This window comes from Pseudomonas sp. KH_046_1 (assembly GCF_057839025.1).
This window is the reverse complement of sequence record NZ_CM174481.1, coordinates 783,985-806,570: the sequence shown is the minus strand read 5'-3', so window position 1 is coordinate 806,570 and position 22,586 is coordinate 783,985. Positions and strand designations below refer to the sequence as shown.

Annotated in this window: 20 protein-coding genes; 6 read left to right on the top strand and 14 right to left on the bottom strand. The window is 61.9% G+C overall.

Features of this window, described 5'->3' with window-relative positions; genetic code table 11:
* Positions 1-20: 20 nt before the first annotated feature.
* From AC3IT9_RS03540 to AC3IT9_RS03520, 5 genes are all read right to left on the bottom strand, one after another.
* The gene (locus AC3IT9_RS03540; RefSeq protein WP_489272063.1) at positions 21-1,976 is read right to left on the bottom strand and encodes a DUF1302 domain-containing protein; all 1,956 of its coding nucleotides are present in this window, start codon (positions 1,974-1,976) and stop codon (positions 21-23) included.
* Between the two features lie 60 nt (positions 1,977-2,036).
* The gene (locus AC3IT9_RS03535; protein WP_489272062.1) at positions 2,037-3,326 is read right to left on the bottom strand and encodes a phospholipase; all 1,290 of its coding nucleotides are present in this window, start codon (positions 3,324-3,326) and stop codon (positions 2,037-2,039) included.
* 237 nt (positions 3,327-3,563) lie between these two features.
* On the bottom strand, positions 3,564-5,132 hold the full coding sequence (locus AC3IT9_RS03530; RefSeq protein ID WP_489272061.1) for an FGGY-family carbohydrate kinase: 1,569 nt from the start codon (positions 5,130-5,132) through the stop codon (positions 3,564-3,566).
* A gap of 20 nt (positions 5,133-5,152) precedes the next feature.
* The gene (locus AC3IT9_RS03525) at positions 5,153-6,748 is read right to left on the bottom strand and encodes a glycerol-3-phosphate dehydrogenase/oxidase (RefSeq protein ID WP_489272059.1); all 1,596 of its coding nucleotides are present in this window, start codon (positions 6,746-6,748) and stop codon (positions 5,153-5,155) included.
* A 5-nt stretch (positions 6,749-6,753) separates the two neighbouring features.
* Positions 6,754-8,349 (bottom strand): FAD-binding oxidoreductase, encoded by a 1,596-nt coding sequence (locus tag AC3IT9_RS03520; protein WP_353742061.1) that lies wholly within the window; start codon positions 8,347-8,349, stop codon positions 6,754-6,756.
* A gap of 211 nt (positions 8,350-8,560) precedes the next feature.
* On the opposite strand from AC3IT9_RS03520, the gene gliR reads away from it, so the two are divergent.
* On the top strand, positions 8,561-9,577 hold the full coding sequence (gliR, locus tag AC3IT9_RS03515; RefSeq protein ID WP_353742060.1) for an AraC family transcriptional regulator GliR: 1,017 nt from the start codon (positions 8,561-8,563) through the stop codon (positions 9,575-9,577).
* A 15-nt stretch (positions 9,578-9,592) separates the two neighbouring features.
* Here the strand turns inward: gliR and AC3IT9_RS03510 are convergent, their stop codons facing one another.
* The 7 genes from AC3IT9_RS03510 to mdaB form a co-directional block, all read right to left on the bottom strand.
* Positions 9,593-11,050: an N-acyl-D-amino-acid deacylase family protein gene (locus tag AC3IT9_RS03510; RefSeq protein WP_489272058.1), complete on the bottom strand. Its 1,458-nt coding sequence runs from the start codon at positions 11,048-11,050 to the stop codon at positions 9,593-9,595.
* Position 11,051: 1 nt separating this feature from the next.
* On the bottom strand, positions 11,052-11,912 hold the full coding sequence (locus AC3IT9_RS03505) for a MurR/RpiR family transcriptional regulator (protein WP_150758046.1): 861 nt from the start codon (positions 11,910-11,912) through the stop codon (positions 11,052-11,054).
* A gap of 15 nt (positions 11,913-11,927) precedes the next feature.
* The gene (locus tag AC3IT9_RS03500; protein WP_150728368.1) at positions 11,928-13,277 is read right to left on the bottom strand and encodes a GntT/GntP/DsdX family permease; all 1,350 of its coding nucleotides are present in this window, start codon (positions 13,275-13,277) and stop codon (positions 11,928-11,930) included.
* Between the two features lie 185 nt (positions 13,278-13,462).
* Positions 13,463-14,908: a SulP family inorganic anion transporter gene (locus AC3IT9_RS03495; RefSeq protein WP_353742057.1), complete on the bottom strand. Its 1,446-nt coding sequence runs from the start codon at positions 14,906-14,908 to the stop codon at positions 13,463-13,465.
* Between the two features lie 210 nt (positions 14,909-15,118).
* Positions 15,119-16,012 (bottom strand): NAD-dependent epimerase/dehydratase family protein, encoded by an 894-nt coding sequence (locus AC3IT9_RS03490; RefSeq protein ID WP_489272055.1) that lies wholly within the window; start codon positions 16,010-16,012, stop codon positions 15,119-15,121.
* Positions 16,013-16,115: 103 nt separating this feature from the next.
* Positions 16,116-17,027 (bottom strand): LysR family transcriptional regulator, encoded by a 912-nt coding sequence (locus tag AC3IT9_RS03485; protein WP_489272054.1) that lies wholly within the window; start codon positions 17,025-17,027, stop codon positions 16,116-16,118.
* Between the two features lie 66 nt (positions 17,028-17,093).
* On the bottom strand, positions 17,094-17,684 hold the full coding sequence (gene mdaB / locus AC3IT9_RS03480) for an NADPH:quinone oxidoreductase MdaB (RefSeq protein ID WP_489272053.1): 591 nt from the start codon (positions 17,682-17,684) through the stop codon (positions 17,094-17,096).
* A gap of 153 nt (positions 17,685-17,837) precedes the next feature.
* Between mdaB and AC3IT9_RS03475 the strand changes: the two genes are divergently transcribed.
* Positions 17,838-18,152, top strand: coding sequence for a putative quinol monooxygenase (locus AC3IT9_RS03475; protein ID WP_489272051.1), 315 nt, complete (start codon positions 17,838-17,840; stop codon positions 18,150-18,152).
* Here AC3IT9_RS03475 and AC3IT9_RS03470 read toward each other — a convergent pair.
* Complete coding sequence (locus AC3IT9_RS03470) at positions 18,142-18,906, bottom strand: sulfite exporter TauE/SafE family protein (protein WP_489272050.1); 765 nt, start codon at positions 18,904-18,906, stop codon at positions 18,142-18,144. The genes AC3IT9_RS03475 and AC3IT9_RS03470 overlap by 11 nt on opposite strands.
* Positions 18,907-19,123: 217 nt before the next feature.
* Here AC3IT9_RS03470 and AC3IT9_RS03465 point away from each other — a divergent pair, with 217 nt between their 5' ends.
* From AC3IT9_RS03465 to AC3IT9_RS03450, 4 genes are all read left to right on the top strand, one after another.
* Complete coding sequence (locus AC3IT9_RS03465) at positions 19,124-20,008, top strand: LysR family transcriptional regulator (RefSeq protein WP_489272049.1); 885 nt, start codon at positions 19,124-19,126, stop codon at positions 20,006-20,008.
* 42 nt (positions 20,009-20,050) lie between these two features.
* On the top strand, positions 20,051-20,629 hold the full coding sequence (locus AC3IT9_RS03460) for an NAD(P)H-dependent oxidoreductase (protein WP_489272048.1): 579 nt from the start codon (positions 20,051-20,053) through the stop codon (positions 20,627-20,629).
* Between the two features lie 49 nt (positions 20,630-20,678).
* Positions 20,679-21,050 (top strand): MerR family transcriptional regulator, encoded by a 372-nt coding sequence (locus AC3IT9_RS03455; RefSeq protein ID WP_489272047.1) that lies wholly within the window; start codon positions 20,679-20,681, stop codon positions 21,048-21,050.
* Positions 21,051-21,156: 106 nt separating this feature from the next.
* Positions 21,157-21,501 carry a cupin domain-containing protein gene (locus AC3IT9_RS03450; protein WP_028624747.1) on the top strand — a complete coding sequence of 115 codons (345 nt, stop codon included), beginning with the start codon at positions 21,157-21,159 and terminating at the stop codon, positions 21,499-21,501.
* Positions 21,502-21,688: 187 nt separating this feature from the next.
* Here the strand turns inward: AC3IT9_RS03450 and mmsB are convergent, their stop codons facing one another.
* Positions 21,689-22,576, bottom strand: coding sequence for a 3-hydroxyisobutyrate dehydrogenase (mmsB, locus tag AC3IT9_RS03445; RefSeq protein ID WP_223448199.1), 888 nt, complete (start codon positions 22,574-22,576; stop codon positions 21,689-21,691).
* Positions 22,577-22,586 lie beyond the last annotated feature (10 nt).

Sequence of the window (22,586 nt, the reverse complement as noted above, 5' to 3'; positions counted from 1 at the left end):
AACACCCGTGTTCTGGGTAATCAAAGGAAGTACTTGAGGTTGAAGCCGACGTTGTCGCGGTCACGCAGGCCGTTGTCCTGGCCTCCACCGTAGAACTCGGTGTATTGCAGCTCCGCCTCCAGCTTGTTCTGGTAGTTGGCCTTGACCCCCAGGGTGTAGGCCTTGCGACCCTCGATGACGTTGCCTGCCTGGTAGCTGTTGCCCTCGAAGTCATCCTTGTAGACGACATAAGGCGAGACGTTGACCCCGGCATACACGTCGTTCCAGGTGCCGTTGAGCATCGCGGTGTAGCTGTAGGAATTGCGGTTGACCTGGTCGCTGCGCTCGCCGCCGGACACATAGGAAAAGTTACCGGTGCCAGCGTAGTAACGAGTACTGCCGTCATACGCGGTGTATTGCAGGCTGCTGCCGCGCAGGTGCTCGGACGCCAGTTCGAACACGCCGAACATCGAGTCGAATGACAGGCTCGGGCCAAAGTTGTAAATCGTGCCCAGGGACGTGTTGAACGCTTCCACCCGCTCGGCGTTATTGATCTGGCTGTCGAGCGTGACCTGCTGCCCGCCGATGTTGATGGTCTGGCCGCCTGCCGCTGCGGCGGCGCCGTTGGCCAGGTCGCCGATCAGGTCGTTGGTGGCGGCAACCCCGATGGGCAGGTTCGGCCGATAAGCCACCTCACCGAACACCGACGCCTGGCCCAAGGTGGTGTTAAAACTGAAGCCGTACATGCGGATGTCTTCGGCGTAGCGCCGATGTGCCTGAATATTGCCCAGCACGTCCATGGTCGCCAGGCCGTTGGCCAGTTGCCCCGCCTGACTGCCGGCGACACCGGCCAACAGGTTGGTCAGGGCATTCATGTCGATGCCCTGGTACCCGCCCAGATCGGCGGAAATGGTCGGTTCCTTGGCGTGGTAGTTGACCATGTACAACCCGAACTCGGTGCTGTTGAGCTCTTCTACGATGTAGCGAAAAGCGAAGCCGAACTGGCCGTCGTTGCGCGCATTGAAATCCTTGCCGACCGTGGCCACTTTGACGGTGTTGCCAAAGGCCGGGGTGACCCCGTTGGCGTACAGGCCGGTGGTACTCAGGGCCTGGCTGAGCAGCGGGTTGTTACCCAGCGCGCTGTACAGATCGATGACGTTGCCGAAGCCAGGCACCGGGGTGTCCAGCGCGGTACCGCTGAAGTTGTTGTAGGCAGTGTTGCCGCCGTCGGCGAACAGATCCGTCTGCGAGTAGAACGTGCCGACCGGGTCGATGCGGGTTTCCTTCCAGTTCGTCTGGTAAAAGCTTTCCATGGTCAGGCTGTCGGTCAGGCCGATGTTGAAGCTCAGCGCTTCCACCGGTACCAGCACTTCCTTGACTTCCGCCCCGGGCAGACGGTACTTGGCCGCATCCACCGGGTTGGTGGTGTTGATCCCGCCTCGGTAGAAAATCCCCTCGCCCCAGTTGAACACCTGGCGCCCTATACGTGCCGTGAGCGGCATCTGCGCGACGTCCCAGTTGCCATAGAGATACGCGTCGAGCATCTCCACCCGGCTGCCGGCGATATCGCGGGTCTGGTCCGTGAAGTGGTCGTCCTGCGGGAAACTCTGGCTGGGTTGCGACGGGTTGTTGTTGCGGTAGTAATCGTTGCGCTTGTCCATCAGTTGCGTGTCATAGAACGCGGTGCCGCGCACGAACATCCCGTAGTTCTGATAGTTGGCCTCGAGCTCCGAGGTGATCTTGTACACCTCGGAAACCAGCCCGGTGTCGAAGTTGCGATTGCCGTCGTTGGTGTTGACGTCATCGTTGTTCTTGTCCCGACCCTGGACCCGCCACAAGCGGCCATAAGACAAGGTACTGTCGAATGAACCGGTGATCTGGTTGTCCAGCACGCTGAACTCCTTGGCCTGCACGCCGTCGACCGCGCACAGTTGCAGCAGCCCTGCCAGGCCCACGCCGGGAAGCGCCGCGCCAGACAGGCGAAATCGAGTGCTCATGATCCGTTCCTCTTTCCCTGGTTTTATTGTTTTTGTGTTCTGACACTGTTGTTGCGATGGCTATGGCGCCAATCCCGCACGGGCATAACTCCGGCTGTGGGCGCCGAAATGCCCCAGCAGTTTGAACAGCTGCCGGTTAAGTACCGGATGGTCGAACTCTTCGCGCTGCAGCTGATTTCCACTGCTGAAATCGCTGGTGATCGGTGCTGTGTCCAGCCACTGGCCGATGGCTTCATCAAACGTCGCGGATTGGTCGACGGACTCGGCACTCACCACTTCGCGCAGGTAGTCCACCGAGTACGGCGAATAACGGGCGTCCTGTGCAGAGTCGGTATAAGCGTCGAGCATCGGGTGTGCCTGGCCGGCGCGCAGCAGGCGACGAAGCCAGGTCGACTGATACTTCTCCACTTCCATGTGCCGGGTGGCGACCCGTTCGATGGCCGCATGTTTGTCCGCATCGAAGCCGGCCAGGGCCTTGCCTTCCAGCACCAGCAGGCTCGCCAGTTCGACACCGGGCAGCGGCTTGGCGTGATAAGGCTGGGTCATGTCCTGAACGTGGTGCAGGCCCCAACCGAGAAATCGATAACCCCAATATGGATGGCCAGTGGCAAACGCCAGTCGCGCCAACCCCATGTACTGGTAGGCGCGCCAGTCCGGCCAACTGCGCTGAAGAAATCCAGCAGCGGCGTACACCACCGGGCTCTCATGGAAGAAGCCCATATGGAAGGGCGCCTGGGAGCTGTACTGAAACCGCGCGTCGCCGAAAGGCTGCGGGCCGAAGCCGTACACCGCGCCCACCTCGCCCGGGTTATCGCTGAACAGGTTGATGTCGTGGCCGTAATCCGGCTCGTCGGCGGCGCTGGCCACCACGGCCAGGGGCGCGACCTGTTCGTGGTCAGTCACAACGATGAAGCGCTGGCGATTCCACGGTGAGAGCGTCTGCGCCACCATGACTTGTTCGGCCTTGAGGTGTTCACGCTCGGGCAGATCCTTGCCCGGCATCGGCTGGATGACCATCGCCAGATGAATCCCGGGATTGATGCGCAGTGCGGTGAGGAAGTCGTGGCGCAGATTGTCCCCGGGCACGGCTGGCAATCGCAGGTTGTCGGGGCGCGGCGGGTATTGGGCGAAGTGCTCGCGGGCAAAGCGCTCCTGCTCATCGAGCAGCGCACTCACGACCTGGTATTGCTGCGAAAGAAACTGTTCCAGCGGCTCGACTTCGACCTGCGGTGCATCACGCAACGTCGGCAAATCCTGCAACGCCAGGTAGCTGCCCACCGTATGGTTCGACCAGCCCCAGGCTGTCGGGGCCGTTGCACAAAGCAGCAACAGGAGGAATGTGAGCTTCATTGCCTGGTTCTTATTGGATGTGCAGTGGGGGTTGAGCCTAACAACCGACCCTGCCCCTGACACTGTCCGATCTCACCAGAAAAGTTCTCCGATAGCGCCACGCCTCGGTGCAAAAAACACCACGGCCCCATGTGGGAGCGAGCCTGCTCGCGAAGACGGCGGCACAGTCAAAAAAGATGTGACTGACACTCCGCTTTCGCGAGCAGGCTCGCTCCCACAGGGTTCCCGGGTGTTTTCCTAAGCGGGGTAACCGGTGATTTTGCGGATGCTCTGGTACAACGGCTTGAGCTGTCGATACATGCGCAGGTAGACCTCTTTGTACAGTCGCTCATAGATCTGCTGCGCCTCGGGTTGCGGCATGAACACCGCACCGACCCGCGTCATGGCGGCCATCGCCGAGGGGAAATCCGCATGCAGCCCCAGCCCCACCGCGCAGCAAATGGCCGCGCCCAGGCCGGACGCTTCGTAGACATGCGGACGCTCGGCCGGCAGGCCGAAAATGTTCGCCGTGAGTTGCATCGCAGCATCACTCTGGGAGCCACCACCGGCGACGCGCAAGCGCGTGATGGAGACCCTCGAACGTTTCTCGATCTTCTCCATGCCCTGACGCAAGGCATACGCCAGACCTTCGAGGATCGCCCGGTAAATGTGCGCGCGGGTATGCACGTCGCCGAAGCCGATCATCGCGCCCTTGGCTTCCACACCCGGATCGCGGATACCGGGCGACCAGTAGGGTTGCAGCATCAACCCCATGGAGCCCGGCGGCACCGCGTCGACCAGCGCATCGAAGAGTTGCTCGGGCTCCACGCCCTGGGCTTTGGCCTGCTGCATTTCCCGCAGGCCGAACTCGTTCTTGAACCAGCTGACCATCCAGTAGCCGCGATAAATCATTACCTCGCAGTTGTATTGATCCGGCACCGCGGACGGGTAAGGCGGAATCAACGGGACGATTTCCAGGTAGCGCGACCGGGTGCTGGTGATCGTCGCCGTGGTGCCGTAGGAAAGGCACACGGTGCCTGCGTCGACGACGCCGGAACCCACGACTTCGCAGGCCTTGTCGGCACCCGCGGCGATCAGCGGCAGCCCCTCGGGAATGCCAGTGTGGCGGCTGGCCTCGGCGCTGATGTAGCCGAGGGTTTCACCGGGCTTGTGCAGGCTCGGCAGTTGCTCGGGGCGCACCGCCAGCGCCTGCCATTTCCAGTCGGCGGGTGCGGCCCAGCGCAAGCGCTTGAAGTCGAACGGCAGGTAACCGACGCAACAGCCCACCGAATCGACAAAGCGCCCGCAAAGGCGATGGGTGAGAAACCCCGAGAGCAGCAAAAACTTGTCGGTCGCCGCCCAGACTTCAGGCTGATTGCGGGCGATCCAGTTGGCCTCGGCCTGGGCGCGAAAGTAGTTCACCGTGGCTTGCGCGCCGACCAGTTTGAACAGCCAGCCCCACGGTCCCTTGATGCCGCCTTTGACTTCGGCCTGGCGTTGATCGAGCCACAGGATCGCCGGGCGCAGCGCCTTGCCCTGAGCATCGACATTGATCACTGTGCCGCGCTGGGTGGTCAGGGATACACCGGCAATCTGTGAGCGATCGATGCCGGTTTGCTGCCACAACTGCTGGCAGGCCTCACCCAGTTTTGCCCAGTAATACTCCGGGTCCTGCTCGGCCCAGCCGGGTTGAGTCGAGTAATAGGCCTGCAACTCGACCTTGCCTTTGCCCAGCAGATTGCCCTGCAGGTCGAAGAGCAGCGCGCGCACGCTCTGGGTGCCATTGTCGATGGCCAACAGGTAACGCTTGTTCGGGTGGTTATCCATGGAGCTCTCTTCAATGGGCATCAATGCGCGGCATCCGGCAAACCATGATGGCGTTGCCACAACGCCCGATAACGCTGCAATTCCTGCTGCCAATGCTCATCGTCCCAGCCCAGCCGCGGTTGGCAGAGTTGGCGAATGGCAGCGAAATAATCCTCGCCACCGTGCGGCAGCAACAGGCCAAGGCGGGTTCGACGCAGCAGCAGGTCATCCAGGTGCAGGACCATTTCCCCATCGCAGGCAACGGCCAGTTCCGCCCACAAGGTGTCAGTGCCGCCGACGGTGTCATGGCCCAGTTCAGCGATCAGTTGCGCCAACCTCGGCAGGTCACGGCCATGTCGCCCGGCCAAGCGCCGCCACCGGTTGGCGCTAAGTCCCGGTATAGCCAGCGGCGGCACGATGGCGAACACCGGCGCGGCGTCATCATTGAAGGGCCGGTCGAGCATGGTCGCGCAGGCCTTGAGCACTTCGATCGCCTGCGGGCGAAAGGTGGTCAGCTTGCCGCCGGCCAGGGTCACGCAACCAGGCTCCTGCCACAGCACATGTTCACGGGTTTCATTCGACGGTTTGTCTTGATGCTCACCCGCCGCGCCGCCCACCACCGGGCGCACGCCCGACCAGGTCGACAGCACATCGGCTGCGACCACCTCGGCCTGGGGGAACTGTTGGCTGCAGGCCGCCAGCAGATAGTCGAGTTCCTCAGGACTGATGCTCGCGCTCTGGTCCAGATCGCCGTGATGATCGAGGTCCGTGGTACCGACCACCGTGGCACCCTCCCAAGGGAAAACGAACACCGGTCGACGGTCGCGCTCGTGCAGGAAAGTGAAGGCTTGCGCCACGGGCAGGCGCCAGCCCGGCAACAACAGATGACTGCCACGCAACGGGCGCAACTGGCGAGGGGCATCGGGCAGGCGCAAGCGCTCGGCCCACGCGCCGGTTGCCACCGCCAGCACAGCACAACGCAATGTCAGTGATCCGCCGCCCTCGCAGTCTTCGACCTGAACCCCGCAAACGCGCCCCTCTTCACGCAGCAATTGCTGCACGCGCATGCCGTTGAGCACCACGGCACCGTCGGCCCGGGCCTCGCCCAATACGCGCATCACCAGACGGGCATCATCGGTCAGCGCGTCGACAAAACAGGTGCCGCCCAGCAGGTCATCTTCCTTCACCCCAGGCGCCAGATAACGCAGTTGTTGCGCGTCATGGAAGTGATGGCTGCGCCGCCCGGCCAAGGCGTCATAGATGGACAGCAAACCACCCAGCACCCGAGGTCCGGGAAAACCACCACGGTAATGCGGCATCATGAAACTCATCGGCTCCACCAGCCCCGGCGCTTCGTCGAGCAGGCGCTGGCGTTCGCGGACCGAATCGCGGGTCAGGCGCCACTGGCCCTTGGCGATGTAGCGCAAGCCGCCATGGACCATTTTCGAGGAGCGGCTGGAAGTGCCCCAGGCGAAATCGCGCTGTTCCAGCAGCAGGCAACGCCAGCCACGGCGCGCGGCTTCGCGCAGGATGCCGGCGCCGCTGATGCCGCCGCCGATGACGATCAGGTCCCAGGATTCCTCCGCCAGCGTCGGCAGCACCCGCTGTCGCCACGCCGCGTTCCAGTCCAGGCTCATGGCCGTCACTCCTGCAACAGCGTGCCAGGGTTCAGTCGCCCGGCCGGATCAAAATGCCGACTCAGTGCCTGCAGGGCTTCCATCGCCAGCGCGCCCTTCTCCCGCCGCAGGTACGGCGCGTGATCCTTGCCCACGCCATGCTGGTGACTGATGGTGCCGTGGTTGTCGACGATGGTCTGGCTGGCCGCCTGCTTGAGTGCCTGCCAGCGCGCCAGGGTGGCGGGGTAGTCCGCCGCCGGGCGAAACACATAGGTGGTGTAGATGCTCGATCCTTCACCATAGACATGGGAAAGGTGGGTGAAGACATGCACCCGCTCGCCTTCGGCAGCCAAGGCGTCGCGCAGGCTGTTTTCGATCAGCGTGAGCAGGTTGTCGACGTTGCTCCAGTCGGTGGCCGTTTCCAGGGTGTCCACCACGTAACCGGCGTTCCACAGGTTTTCGCGCAGGTAGGGAAAACGAAAACGGTTCTGCGCCCACTTCTTGCCGAGCAAGGTGCCGGTAAACACCCCGCCGAACGCCTTGAGATGCTGCCGGGCCTGACGCAGGGACAGCGCATTTTGCCGACGATTGCCGGTCACGCCGAACGTCAGCAGGCATTTGCCCGCACCGGCGCCGCGCAGGGCCAGGTACTTTTCAAGCCAGGCGATCTGCTGCGGGTGACCGGCCAGCGCCAGCTGGGTTTCGGTTTCCACCGCGTTGGACAGGCGCAGCATCGACAGCGGCACGCGCGCCTGGGCCAACTGGCGGATGGCTTGCAACGCCTTGGGCCAATCGGGCAGAAACACCCCATAGAAACGTTCATCGGCAGGCAGTGCGCTGACCCGCACCTTCACTTCGGAAATGATCCCGAAACGGCCCTCACAGCCCAACACCACTTCGCGCAGATCGGGCCCGGCCGCCGAGGCGGGAAAGGAGGCAATTTCCAAAGGTCCGGCAAAGGTTTCCAGGGTCCCGCCGGCGAACAGTTGCTCGATCCGCCCATAGCGCAGCGACTGCTGGCCACTGGAACGACTGGCAACCCAACCACCCAGGGTCGACAGCTCCCACGACTGCGGGAAATGCCCCAGGGTGTAACCACGGGCGCGCAACTGACTTTCCACCTGCGGTCCGCTGGTGCCAGGGCCGAAGGTGGCCAGCAGGCTCTCTTCGTCGAGGTCCAGCAGGCGATTCATGCGGGCCAGGGAAACCGTCACAACCGGCCGCGCGGAACTCGGCGGGTTGATGTGACCGGCCACCGAAGTGCCGCCGCCATAAGGAATCAGGCACAGGTCCTGTTCATGGGCGAGCAGCAGTAACCGGCGAATCTGTTCAGCGCTCACGGGATAGGCCACGGCATCGGGATAATTTCCCAGCGCGCCTTCACGCAACGCCAGCCAGTCCGGCAGGCTCTGGCCGCGAGCATGCAGCAAACGATCATGGGCATCGACGCTGTACAAGAAGTGTTGCTGCAACCGCGACGGAGGTACGCGGGCCAATGCCGTCTCCAGCGTCGCATCGGGCAGCGCTCGACCGTCACCCACCCGCCGAGCGAGAAAACTCGCGCCCTGGGCCGGCAGTTCGACCACCGTGGTTGCATCTCCCCAGCCGTTCCAGCGTCGCATGCGTGTGTCCTTTTGCGGTTCTGATCAGTGATATTTTCAGGTCCCCATACTAGTCAGCCGCCCGAAAGTGTCACGGTCGCATCGGGCCAGTTCGAGTAGCCAATTGAGTCAAACGTCGCGCAAGCGTCAGCCATTTACTTTAGCCGTGGTTTCAAATTACCTTTCAGGGCATTCATCCGCGCACGCGGGCCTTGATCAAAGGAATACGGTCATGCAATCCCTGGGCTTCACTTCAGTTCCGCCGCTGCTCAAATACCTGCGTCATGCCGAACAACTGGGCATGGCCATCGAGCCTGCGTTGGCGGCTGCCGGGTTGCAGGCACAGCAGTTGAGTGACAACAGCCTGCGGTTGCCGGGTGAAGCCCATGAACGGCTGCTCGATTATTTCTGCGAGCACTCGGGCGATGCGTTGTTCGGTCTCAACGCCGCGCGTTTCGTGTTGCCCAACTCCTGGAGCGTGCTGGGCTACATCACCATGAACTGCGCGACACTGGGCGACGCCATGAGCCGCATCATGCCGTTCGAGAAGCTGGTGGGAGACATGGGCGTCAGCCGCGCCGAGGTGCAAGGCTGCGAGGTGCACCTGATCTGGACATGCCGCCATCAGCGCCCGCGAATTCGCCGGCACCTGGTGGAAAACGTGCTCGGTTCCTGGCTGCAATACGCGCGCTGGATCGCCGACACGCAAATGTCGCCGGCCGCCGTCTGGCTGGAACATGCCTGTCCGGCCGACACAACGCTTGCACAGTACGAGCAGTTCTTCGACTGCCCGGTACTGTTCGACCAACCCTATTCGGCGCTGATTGTCCCGTTGCCGTATTTGCAGTTGCCATTGCGCCAGGCCGATGCGCAATTGCTGCGCACGCTGGAAGAACATGCCCAGGGATTGATGGCCACACTGGAGGACGCATCGCTGGAACAGCGGGTCAAAAGCATCCTGCGAAAGTTGCTCAAGGAAGGCCTGCCACGCAAGGAGCAGGTGGCCGAGCATCTCGCGGTGTCAGTGCGCACGCTGCAACGCCAGCTGCATCTGGCCGGAACGTCGTACCAGCAGATCCTCGATGACCTGCGCCAGGAGCTGGCCGAGCATTACCTGCTCAACAGCACCCTGCCGATTCAGGACATCGCCCAGTACCTGGGTTTCACTGAACCCCGCTCGTTTCACCGCACGTTCAAAAGCCGGCGCGGGATGCCGCCCGGCGAGTTTCGCCAAACCCACCGGGTTTGACGCAGTCCTCGAAACTCACTGAAAACCCGTGCGCAAATCCCCTTCCCGGGCCAGGAACCGCCCTTCCCTGCGCCCGTTGGCCTGGCCATCGCGGTAGCTCAACACACCGTTGACCCATACGCCCTCGATGCCTTGCGCCGCCCGTTGCGGATCGTTGAAATCGGCGACATCACGGATGGTTGCCGGATCGAACAACACCAGGTCGGCCCAATGGCCTTCACGTATTTCACCGCGCCCCTTCAAACCGAAGCGTGCCGCCGACAGCCCGGTCATTTTGTGCACAGCGGTGTGCAGCGGGAACAGTCCCACATCACGGCTGAAATGTCCGAGCACCCGGGGGAATGCGCCCCACAGGCGTGGGTGCGGAAACGGATCTTCCGGCAGGCCGTCGGAGCCGACCATCGACAGCGGGTGCGCGAGGATTCTGCGGACATCCGCCTCATCCATTCCGTAGTACACCGCACCAGCCGGTTGCAGTTGGCGAGCAGCATCCAGCAGCGACACATTCCATTCGGCGGCAATGTCCATCAGGTCGCGGCCGCCCATTTCCGGGTGCGGGGTCGACCAGGTGATGGTGATGCGATGGGCATCGGTCACTTGCTTGAGGTCCAGGGTCGAAGAGCTCGCGGCGTATGGATAACAGTCGCAACCCACCGGGTGGGTTTTCGCCGCCTGTTCCAGGGACGCCAGCAGCTGTGGGCTACGCCCCCAGTTACCGGCGCCAGCGCATTTGAGGTGGGAAATGATCACCGGGCTTTGCGCATGGCGGCCGATCTTGAACGCCTCGTCCATGGCCTCCAGCACCGGTTCGAATTCGCTGCGCAAATGGGTGGTGTAGACCGCCCCGAACGCTGTCAACTCTTCGGTCAGTTGCATCACTTCATCGGTGGATGCCGAGAAGGCGCTGGCATAGGCAAGGCCGGTGGACAGGCCCAAGGCGCCGGCCTCAAGGCTTTCGCGCAATTGCTCGCGCATCGCACTGATTTCGTCCGCTGTGGCGGTGCGCAACAGGTCATCCAGATGATTGCTGCGCAACGCCGTGTGGCCGACCAGCGCGGCAACGTTCAGCGTGGTGTTCGCCGCTTCCACCGCCGCGCGGTAGTCGCGAAAGGTCGGATAAACGAACGCAGCGGCCGTGCCCAACAGGTTCATCGGGTCCGGCGGATCGCCGTGCAAGCTCACCGGTGACGCACTGATCCCGCAGTTGCCGACGATGACCGTGGTCACGCCCTGGCTGAGCTTGGGAAGCATCTGCGGCTGACGGATCACCACGGTGTCGTCATGGGTGTGCACGTCGATGAAACCCGGCGCCAGCACATGGCCCAGCGCGTCGATTTCCTCGCTGCCACGGGCATCGCGCAAGTCGCCGATACGCTCGATGCGCCCGTTGAGGATGGCCACGTCGGCGGGGTAACCGGGGCTGTTGCTGCCATCGATGATCAGGGCGTTGCGAATCAGCGTGTCGTATTGCATGTCAGTCTCCCAGCGGCAAGTGATCGTCGCCGCCGCGGTATTCGTCGAGGGCGAGTTTGATCCGCCGCAGACGTTCTTGATTATCTTCAGGATTGGCCAACGCCAGTTCGGTGGCGAGCACATCGATGGCCAGCAGCATGCCGTAGCGCGCTGCCGTGGGTTTGTAGATGAACGAAGTTTCGGCGCTTTGCAGGGGCAGGACGATGTCGGCCAGTTGCGCCAGTGGAGAATCGGCCCGGGTGATTGCCAGAATGCGTGCGCCGTAGTTGCGCGCCAGTTCCACCGTTTCAATCAGCTCCGGGGTGATCCCGGTCAACGAGCAGACAATCACCACCTGTTCGGCACTGAGGCTGGCGGCGGTGACACGCATCATCACTGCATCGTGGCACACCGCAATCGGATAGCCGAGGCGCACCAGGCGCACCTGCAGTTCATCGCTGCACAGGGTCGAACAGCCGCCCATGCCGAAGGCGTGAATCATCCGCGCCTTGCCCAGCAGTTTCACCGCATCGGCGAAACGCGACTCATCGAACGCGGCCAGGTGCTGGCGCAAGGTCGACTCGATGTCACTCACGATCTGCCCGTAGAACGCCGACTGCTCAGGCGTGCCCGCCGGATCGAGAAACCGGCTGCCGACGCCGCTGGCCTGGGCCAGTTGCAAACGCAAGTCACGCAGGTCCTTGCAACCGACCGTACGGGCGAACCGCGACAGCGTGGCGCTGCTGACCTCTGCCCGCAGTGCCAGTTCATCGAGGCTGGCGGAGGCGGCAAATCCTACATCGTCGAGCATCAGGCGGGCGATGCGTCCTTCACCGGCGCTGAAGGAGTCCTGACGGGCGCGGATCTGGTAGAGGATGTCCATGGCGGGCGGCTCCGGTTAAATCAGGTAAGAAAGGCCAACGGTCAACGCGAAAGCGACGACCGAGATCAACGTCTCGAGCACGGTCCAGGTCTTGAAGGTTTGGGTAACGGTCATGTTGAAGTATTCCTTGATCAACCAGAAGCCGCCGTCGTTAACGTGGGAAAAGATAACCGACCCGGCCCCGGTCGCCAGCACCAGCAGTTCCGGATGGGGATAACCCAAACCAATGGCCACCGGCGCGACTACGCCTGAAGCGGTGGTCATGGCCACAGTGGCAGAACCGGTGGCGATGCGCATCAGCGCGGCGAACAGCCAGCCCATCAACAACGGCGACAAATGAAATTCGTGGGCCAGGCCAACGATCTGGTCGGTGACGCCGGCGTCCACCAGAATCCGGTTCAAGCCACCGCCGGCACCCACCAGCAGCGTGATGCTCGCGGTCGGCGCCAGGCATTCGTTGGTGAACTTGAGGATCGATTCACGGTTGAAACCCTGGGCCAGGCCGAGGGTCCAGAAGCTCAGCAATGTGGCCAGCAACAGCGCGATCACCGAGTTGCCGATGAACAGCAGGAACTGGTTGAAACCTGTGCCCGGTGTGGAAATCAGGTTAGCCCAGCCGCCAATCAGCATCAGCACCACCGGCAACAGGATGGTCGCCATGGTGATGCCGAACCCCGGCAGGCTGTCGCGCGGTTCACGCTCAAGAAACTGTCGTTCCAGCGGGTTTTCCGCCGGCAACTGAATGCGCGGCACGATGAATTTGGCGTACAGGGGACCGGCGATGATCGCGGTCGGAATGCCGATCAGGATCGCGTACATCAACGTCTGCCCCACAGACGCCTGATACACCTGCACTGCCAGCATCGCCGCCGGGTGCGGCGGCACCAGCGCATGCACCACCGAAAGCCCGGCGACCATCGGCAAGCCGACCATCAGGATCGAGACGCCCACGCGCCGCGCCACGGTAAAGGCAATCGGCACCAGCAAGACGAAACCGACTTCGAAGAACAGCGGCAGCCCCACCAGAAACGCGATGGTCACCATCGCCCAATGCGCGTTCTTCTCGCCAAAGCGGTCGATCAAGGTCCGCGCCACCTGCTCGGCGCCGCCGGACTCGGCCATCATCTTGCCAAGCATGGTGCCCAGCGCCACCACCAGTGCGATGTGCCCCAGGGTCTTGCCGACCCCCGCCTCGTACGCCCCCACCACACCGGACGGCGGCATGCCGGCGACCAGCGCCAGGCCGATGGAAATCAGGGTGATGACAATGAACGGGTTGAGTCGGTAACGGGCGATCAGAACGATCAGTGCAATGATGGCGATGGCGGCATACACCAGCAGCCAATAGCCGAAGGACAGGGTCATGCGGTACTCCTCGAGAGGGTCACGTCGAAATATTTGTGAAACTCTTAAAACATTTCGGCAGGTGATTTTCAAACGAGGTGAAAGTAATTTTCGTGCAGAGGTAAGGGGTGTCGCACAGAGGTATGAGTTGTCGCAAATAATGAAAATCAGGCAGGCGGATTTTCATCGCGCCTGCCTGTTTGATTTCAGTCGTGCTGCATCCGGGCACGCTTGAGCAATTTCTTGCAGCGCTCGGACAAATGCAGCACCCGCAGGTGCTTGCCGGCTTTGTTATAGCGCTCGCGCAAGGTACCCAGTGCGGCGATGGCCGAGTAGTCGACAAAACTCAGGTGCTGGCAATCGAGTGTCACTTGCGCCGGGTCATTGGCCGGATCGAACTGATTAAGGAAGGGTGTGGTCGAGGCGAAGAACAGCGTGCCATGCACCCGGTACAGCTTGCTGCCGTCAGTCTCCAGATGACTGTCGGCGTATAGCTGCCGGGCCTGCTGCCAGGCAAAGTTCAGCGCCGCGATGATGATCCCGCAGAGCACCGCGATGGCCAGATCGGTGAAAACGGTAATCACCGTCACGGCGATGATCACCAGAGCATCGTTCAGCGGGACCTTGTTCATCACCCGCAGCGAGGCCCAGGCGAAGGTCTGTTGCGCCACCACGAACATCACCCCGACCAACGCGGCCAATGGAATGCGCTCGATCAGCGGCGACAGAAACAGGATGAACAACAGGATCGACACCCCGGCCACCATCCCGGACAAGCGCCCGCGCCCGCCGGAACTGAGGTTGATCATAGTCTGGCCGATCATCGCGCAACCGCCCATGCCGCCGAACGCACCGGACACCACATTCGCCGCCCCCAGCGCCACGCACTCCCGATCCGGGTAGCCACGGCTTTCGGTGATTTCGTCGGTGAGGTTCAGGGTCAACAGGGTTTCCAGCAACCCGACCAGCGCCATCAGGATCGCGTAGGGCGCGATGATGCGCAGGGTGTCCAGGTTCCATGGAATGTCCGGCAGGGTCAGGCTCGGCAAGCCACCGGCGATGTGCGCCAGGTCGCCCAGGGTGCGGGTCGGCAAGCCAAGCAGATACACCGCCAGGCCCACGCCGAGAATCGCCACCAGCGCTGGCGGCACCGTACGGGTCAGACGCGGCAACACGTAGACAACGGCCATGGTCACCGCGACCAGCCCGATCATCATGTACAGCGGCGTACCGCTCAACCAGGCCTCCCCGCTCTTGAAGTGCTCCAGTTGCGCCAGGGCAATGATGATCGCCAGGCCGTTGACGAAGCCGAGCATCACCGGGTGCGGCACCATGCGCACCAGTTTGCCGAGCTTGAGCAGCCCGAACGCCATCATGATCAACCCGCCCATCAATACCGTGGCCAGCAGATACTGCACGCCGTGTTGCACCACCAGCGCGACGATCACCACGGCCATCGAGCCGGCCGCGCCGGAGACCATGCCCGGTCGCCCGCCGAACAGCGCGGTCAGGGTGCAGATGATGAACGCGCCATAGAGCCCCATCAACGGGTTGAGATGGGCCACCAGCGCGAAAGCGATGCACTCGGGCAACAGGGCGAAGGAAGTGGTAAGCCCGGCCAGGACATCGGCGCGTAGACGTTTTGCTTTCATGGGGAACCGCACACAGGGAGAGACGAAAAAGAGTGTGCGGATGTTACGGAAATGCAGTCAGACCGACCAGTTGTTGTGCCTGCGCAAACGCCATCGCGAGCAAGCTCGCTCCCACAAGGGATCTGTGTCGAACACAAAATCCGTGCCCTATGCAGATCAAATGTGGGAGCGAGCTTGCTCGCGATAGCCGCAACTCGGTCTAAAGCGAACTCACACCATCTCGTCGCGAATCCACTCCACTACCGACGTGCGCTTCGGCACCCAGCTCAACAATTCCCGCGCATGCTTGCCACGCACCCGGCTGTTGGAGCCCAAACCATAGTTGGCCATTTCATAGCCCCACTCGGCTTCCGCGTCCTTGAGCGCCCAGTCCTGCGGCTCGCCCAGGTTCAGCGCCTGGGCCATGGCCGTGGTCATGTCGATGAACGACGCTTCACCGCTTTCGACAAAGTAGAAGGTGCCAGGTACGTTTTCAGTCAGCGCCAGCAGGTACAGCGCAACCACGTCCTCGATGTGCACATTGGACCAGATGTTCTGGCCCGGGCCGACATGGTGCACCACACCGCTTTTGCGTGCCTGTTTGAGCAGGCGCGGCAGTTGCACGCTGTCACGATGGACGCCCAGGCTGTGGCCGTAGATCAGGGTGTTGCAGATCACTGCCGAGTTCACCCCATCCATGGCTGCCGCCAGGATCAGGTTGTCGATGGCCACGCGCGCTGCCTTGTCGACTGTCGGTTTCGGCAGGTTGTCTTCGAAGTAGATGACATCACTGGATTTACCGCCCGAGGCATCACCGACGATGCTCGAACCGCTGGTGTGCAGGAACACTTTGCCAGCACCGCGCAAGGCATCAAGCAAGGCTTCCACCGCGCCACGATGATCGCTGCTGGCGGCGTTGATCACCGCGTCGGCAGCAAGCGCCTGATCGGCCAGCAGGGCGGAGTCGTCGAGGGTGCCGATCACCGGGGTGATGCCCAGTGCACGCAGTTCATCGGCTTGTTCGGCGCTGCGCACCAGACCGGTGACGTTGTGGCCGGCCTGGACCAGGCCCGTGGCGATGGAACCGCCGATAAAACCGGCGGCACCGGTAACGAATACATTCATGGAGAAACTCCCTGCGTGGAAAAGTGATGCAAGGAGTATCAAGGAGCGATCACTGCCGAAAAATGCCCTCTGACCCAATTCACTTTTGCGCAGGAATCACGAATCAGCCCTTGAAATCTACGCTCGCATAATCCACCAACTTGCCCTGGATAAAGTCCAGGAAGCATTGAATCCGCAGGGCCAGTTGCGAGTTGCGGTAGTACACCGCGTTGATCGGCTGGCGATAACCGCTGTTGAACTCGGCCAGCAACACTTTCAAGCGTCCGGCACGAATGTCTTCGATGGTCATGAAATGCGACAGGCTGGCGATGCCCTGGCCGTCCAGTGCGAGATGGCGGATGGTTTCGCCGCTGGAGGCGCTGATCGACGCCTGGATCGGCCAGCGATCGCCATGCACATAACGCAGCGGCCATTGGTTGAGGCCTTCGTTCTGGGTGAACCCCAGCAGCGTATGGTGGGACAGGTCAGCCACCGCTTGCGGTGTGCCGTGCTTTTCCAGGTACGCCGGGCTGGCGACGATGTGCAGCGGGCTGCAACCCAGGGAGCGGGCATGCAGCGTCGAGTCGCTCAGGGTGCCGATGCGGATGGCGATGTCGGTGCTCTGTTCCAGCAGGTCGATGATCAAATCGTTGCTGTTGAGTTCGAGCTGGATGTCCGGGTAGAGCCTGCGGAATTCATCGATGTAGGGCACGATGGCGTGCAGCATGAAAGGTGACGCCGCGTTGATCCGCAGCCGCCCGGACGGTGTTTGCTGGCGCGAGGACAGGCGCTCTTCGAGTTCGTCCATCTGATCGAGAATGCGCTTGGCGTGTTCGAAGAAGTACTTGCCCTCTTCGGTCAGGTCCATGCGCCGCGTGGTGCGATTGATCAACGTGGTATCGAGCTTTGCCTCCAGCCGCGACAGCGTACGACTCACTGCCGAAGGCGTTTGCCCGACCTGCTCGGCCGCCGCAGAAATCGACCCGCATTCAATCACGCAGACGAAAACCTGCAATTCATCGGATCTGGCTTTCACGTGTGTCCTCGTTTGCGAATCGGCGCTGCGATCTTCCTGGCCGTTGCATCGGATAGTAGCCGAGCGTCATGCCTTGAGGCCAAACACCTCAGCCAAATGCTGCTCATAGCGCGCCACATCACCTTCAATGTTCGGCCGCTTCATCACGTCCACGCACAGGAACGTCGGCAAACCGGTCATGCCCAGGAACTCGTTGGCCTTGTGGAACGGGAAGTACACCGCGTCCACGCCTTTGGCCTCAAAGAAATCGGTCGGGTCTTCGAAGGCTTGCTGCGGGGCGTTCCAGGTCAGCGACAGCATGTACTGCTTGCCGTGAATCAGACCGCCGCTGCCGTACTTCTGCGACGCGTCCGAACGGGTGCGACCGTCGCTGGCATAGAGGCTGCCATGGCCTTCGGTGAAGACTTCATCGATGTACTTTTTCACGGTCCACGGCGCGCCCATCCACCAGCCGGGCATCTGGTAGATGATCACGTCAGCCCAGAGGTACTTGGCCACTTCTTCAGCGATGTCGTAGCCCTCGTCGATGAAGGTGGTTTTCACATCCATGCCACCGCGATCCAGCACGCTCAGCGCGGCTTCATGCAGGGTGGTGTTGTAGCGACCGTCGGAGTGTGCAAATTTTTTGCCGCCATTGAGCAACAGGACTTTTTTCATGGGAGGTCTCGGGAATCGGATGGCGGCAGAGTACCGATCGACCTCGCGCGGAGTAAGCGTCGATTTGGCAAAATTCATTTGACCTTCAAGCACGAATCGATAGGCGATTGTTGCCTTAAACTGGCGCCAGTTCTGACTTGAGGAGAGATGTAGATGAGTGAAATCCAGGGCTTCATCCTGCACGCCAAGACCCGCCCGGAAAAATCCGACGCCTTCGAAACGTTTTTCAGCGGCTACGTGCAAGCGAGCCGGGTCGAACCCGGTTGCATCGAATACCACATGTTGCGCGACAAACAAGACCCGACCCTGTTCATTTTCTACGAGATCTGGCAATCCCAGGCCCACCTCGACGTGCACTCGAACCTGCCGCACATGAAACAGTTCCTCGCGCAGCGTGATGAATACCTGGAACGGGACTTCGAGATCCGCGCCATCGAGATGATCAGCCCGTCGTCCGCTAACCGCTGATCAGCAAGTGGCCGCCGAGCACCCCCAGGCCAACGAAGAACACGCGCTTGAACCACAGGGCGCTGATCCTCTGGCGCAGCGATTGCCCCAACCACATGCCGAGCATCGCCGGGATCAGCGCCAGCAGCGATGCGCTCAACTCGCCCCCGCCTAGCGCACCACGCCATAGCAATCCCCCAGCCAGCGCCAGGGTCGAGACGGTGAACGACAGGCCCAGCGCCTGCACCAGTTCGTCCTTGCTCAAACCCAGCGCTTGCAGATAAGGCACCGCCGGAATCACGAACACACCGGTGACCGAAGTGATGATGCCGGTCAGCACGCCGCACAATGGACCTAGCCAGCGTTCGCTGCGCCGCCCCACACGCACAGTCGGCAGGAACAAACCGCTCAGCGCATACAGCAACAATGCCGCGCCCAACCCCCGCACCACCCAATGGCCACCGCTCATGCCGAGCCACAGCGTGCCTGCCCCGGTGCCGATGAAAATCGCCAGCAACATCGGCCACAGCCGTTTGACCAGCCCCGACAGATGCCCGCCGAATGCCAGTTGCCAGACGTTGGTCAGGGTCGCCGGAATGATCAGCAGCGCCGCAGCCTGTGTCGGCGCCATAGCCAGACCGAGCAGGCCCATGGCAACGGTCGGCAGGCCGAGGCCGATCACGCCCTTGATCATGCCGGCCAGCACAAAGGTGCCAATGACCAGCATTGAAAGGGCTAATCCGAGGTTCTGATAAAACGCCGAGAGTGTATTCATGGGGCCATGGTGAGCCCGCGGGGGTTGATTGAAAATCTGCCATATACTGAGGCAGCCTCTTGCCTTGGCAGAGGCTGAATATTTCACTGCAGCGACTGGCCTCTTCGCGGGCAAGCCCGCTCCCACAGGGGATTTGTGAACAACACATAACCACTGTGGGAGCGGGCTTGCCCGCGAAGAGGCCGGCCCAGACAACACCTATCTAGAGGTTGCTGCAATGCACTTCGACCTGACCGACCTGCGCCTGTACCTGAACATCCTCGACACTGGCAACATCACCGCCGGTGCCGCACGCAGTCATTTGTCCCTCGCAGCGGCCAGCGCACGAATTCGCGCCATGGAGGCGTCGCTGGGTGTCGAGTTTCTTCAGCGCAATCGTCGTGGGGTCAGCCCGACGCCGGCCGGCAATGCCCTGGCCCGACACGCTCGGGTCCTGCTGCAACAGGCCGAACGCCTGCAACAGGAACTGGCCGAATATGCACAGGGCGTCAAAGGCCAGGTACGGCTGCTGTGCAACACCACGGCGATCACCGAGTACCTGCCAGAGCTGCTCGCGGATTTCCTGCACAGCCATCCCAACCTCGACATCGACCTGCAGGAACTGCCCAGCACCCGCATCACCCACGCCTTGCGCCAGGGGGCGGCAGACCTCGGCATCGTTTCCGACGCGGTGGACACCGATGACCTGCAGACCCGAGCGTTCCGCGATGATCCGCTGGTGCTGATCATGCCCCGGGAACATCCCTTGGCTCATGCGACCTCAGTGAGTTTCACCGACACGCTGCATCACGACTACGTCGGCCTGAATGCCAACAGCGCCTTGGCGGTGTACCTGGAAGAGCAGGCACTGCACGCCGGCCTGCGCATGCAGATTCGCATCCGCGCCGATGGCTTCGATGGCGTGATGCGCATGGTCGCCCGCGGGGCGGGGCTGGCAATCGTACCGCTGGCCGCGGTCGAACGCAGGTCAGGTGGACTGTCCTTCAAAAGCCTCGCCCTGCAAGAACCCTGGGGCCAACGCAAACTGTTGCTCTGTGCCAGGGACTTCGCCGTATTACCCGGTTATGCCAAGGCCCTGCTGCACGCCTTGACTCTCCCCTGAGGGGCAGACTTTATCCTTGAGGTTTGATCCTCAAGGACAGCGATGATGGGTAAACGAATACTGGTGATCCTCGGGCATCCGTCCAGCAACAGCTTCTGCGCCGCCCTTGCCGAGCGTTACACACAGTCGGCAATGCACGCCGGGCATGAGGTGCGGCAGTTATTTCTGGGCAGCATGGACTTTGACCCGGTGCTGCGTGAAGGCTATCAACAGGTCCAGCCGCTGGAAGCCGACTTGCGTAACGCCCAGGCCGATATCCTCTGGGCCGAACAGCTGACGCTGGTTTATCCGATCTGGTGGGGTGGCGTACCGGCCTTGCTCAAGGGCTTTTTCGACCGGGTGTTCTTGCCGGGTTTTGCCTTCAAATATCGCCTGGGCAAAGCCTTCCCCGACAAACTCCTTCGCGGTCGAACCGCCCACCTGCTGGTGACCATGGACACACCGCCCTGGTACTACCGATGGATCTACCGCATGCCCGGTTTGCATCAGGTCCGCAAAACCACACTGGAATTCTGTGGCATCAAGCCAACCCGAACCCTCACCTTCGGGCCAATTCTCGGCGCCAGCGCGGACCGGCATGCGGTCTGGTTGCGCCAAGCCGAAGCTATCGCCAGCGCTTGAGTCGGTCGATAATGCGCCGAGCTTTATCCTCGGAGAAAAGGACCTTCCCATGTACATCGGCCAAGCCGCGCAACGTTCCGGCACCACTGTCAAAAGCATCCGTCACTACGAGTCGATTGGCCTGCTGCCTGCCGCTCGCCGCCTGGGCAAGTACCGCATCTATGACCAGCACAGCGTCGACCTGCTGATGTTCATCAAATGTGCCCAGCAGCTGGGGTTCAGGCTCAAGGAATTGCAGTCGATCTTCGCCGGACATCAGGGCCCGCAGTTGCCATGGGAACAGGCACATCAGGTCATCGCCAGCAAAAAACAGGAAATCGCCGAGCGCATAGCGACGCTGTCGCAACAGCACTCGCAATTGGTCGAGTTCGAGAACAGCCTCGAACAATCCAGGCTCGACTGTCCGCTGAACCGTAATTGAGGAACGTGCGTTTCTGGACAGCTCAGTGTCGACCACAGACAACTGATGGCTGGACAGGCGCTATAGGGTGCGACTTCAGTTCTTGAGCCCACTGCCCGGAGTCATCATGACCGCACCGATTACCGTTCTTCGCGACACCCACCCGCTGCCCGTGCTCGACGCCTGCAAATGGGAAAAACTCGAAGGCGACCCGCACACCGTCAACCTCAATGCCTACACCAGTGAAGACGGCAGCAAGATCATGGGCACCTGGATCTGCACGCCGGGCAAGTGGTACGTGGAATACGTGAAGTGGGAGTACTGCCATTTCCAGGAAGGCTACTGCGTCATCACCCCGGAAGGCATGGCACCGATCCACCTGCGCGCCGGCGACATTTTCGTCGTTGAGCCGGGGATGAAAGGCACCTGGGAAGTGGTGGAAACCGTGCGCAAATATTTCGTGTTTGCCTGATACAAAAAAACCGGGGGATCACCCGACGTGATCTCCCGGTCAATATCTTTGGGTACATGCAGTCCCCTGTGGGAGCGAGCTTGCTCGCGATAGCGAACGGTCAGTCACTTCATTGTTGAAGCTACCGCCGTCATCGTCGGAACGCCGCCCGGAGCAAGCTCGCTCCCACAGGTTTTCCACCACCCTTCTACAACGGTTTGCGATAGCCGTTGATAATCGCCGAGAAGTCCTGCCCCCCCTCCCCACGCAAACTCATCGCCTGATACAACTGCTGGGCCACCGCGCCGAGTACCACCGGCTGGTGCGCCTGACGTGCCGCTTCAGTGGCCAGCCCCAGATCCTTGAGCATCAGTTCGGCACCGAAACCACCGGTGTAACCGCGCGACGCTGGCGCCGTTTCAACGATGCCCGGCCATGGGTTGTACATCTCCGAACTCCAGCAACGCCCGGTGGAGCTGTTGATGATGCCCGCCAGCACCTTGGTGTCGATGCCCAGGGCATCGCCCAGCGCCATGGCTTCGCTGACGCCGACCATGGAAATTCCCAGCAGCAGGTTGTTGCATATTTTAGCGATTTGCCCGGTGCCGACCTCACCACAATGGACGATGTTGCGGCCCATCTGCGCCAGTACCGGTTGCAGGGTGGCGAACAGTTCGGGGGTGGCGCCGACCATGAAGGTCAGCGTCCCGGCGGCTGCACCACCGGTGCCACCAGAGACCGGTGCATCGGCCATGGCCACGCCCTGTTTGGCAGCGGCAGTGGCTACGTCCCGCGCGGTCTGCGGATCGATGGTGCTGCAATCCACGGCCGGCACACCTTTGCCGATGCCGGCGAGCACGCCGTCTTCACCCAGCCACACACTGCGTACATGCACCGCGGCAGGCAGCATTGTGATCACCAGTTCGGCGCCCTCTGCCGCTTCACGGGCCGATGCACTGATACTGCCGCCCAGTTGTTCCAGTTCCGCCAGCACAGCTTTGTTCAGGTCCACCAGGCGCAGTGCATGGCCGGCCTTGATCAGGTTGCGCGCCATCGGCGCGCCCATGTTGCCCAGACCGATAAAAGCGATTTTCATGTCCGGCTCC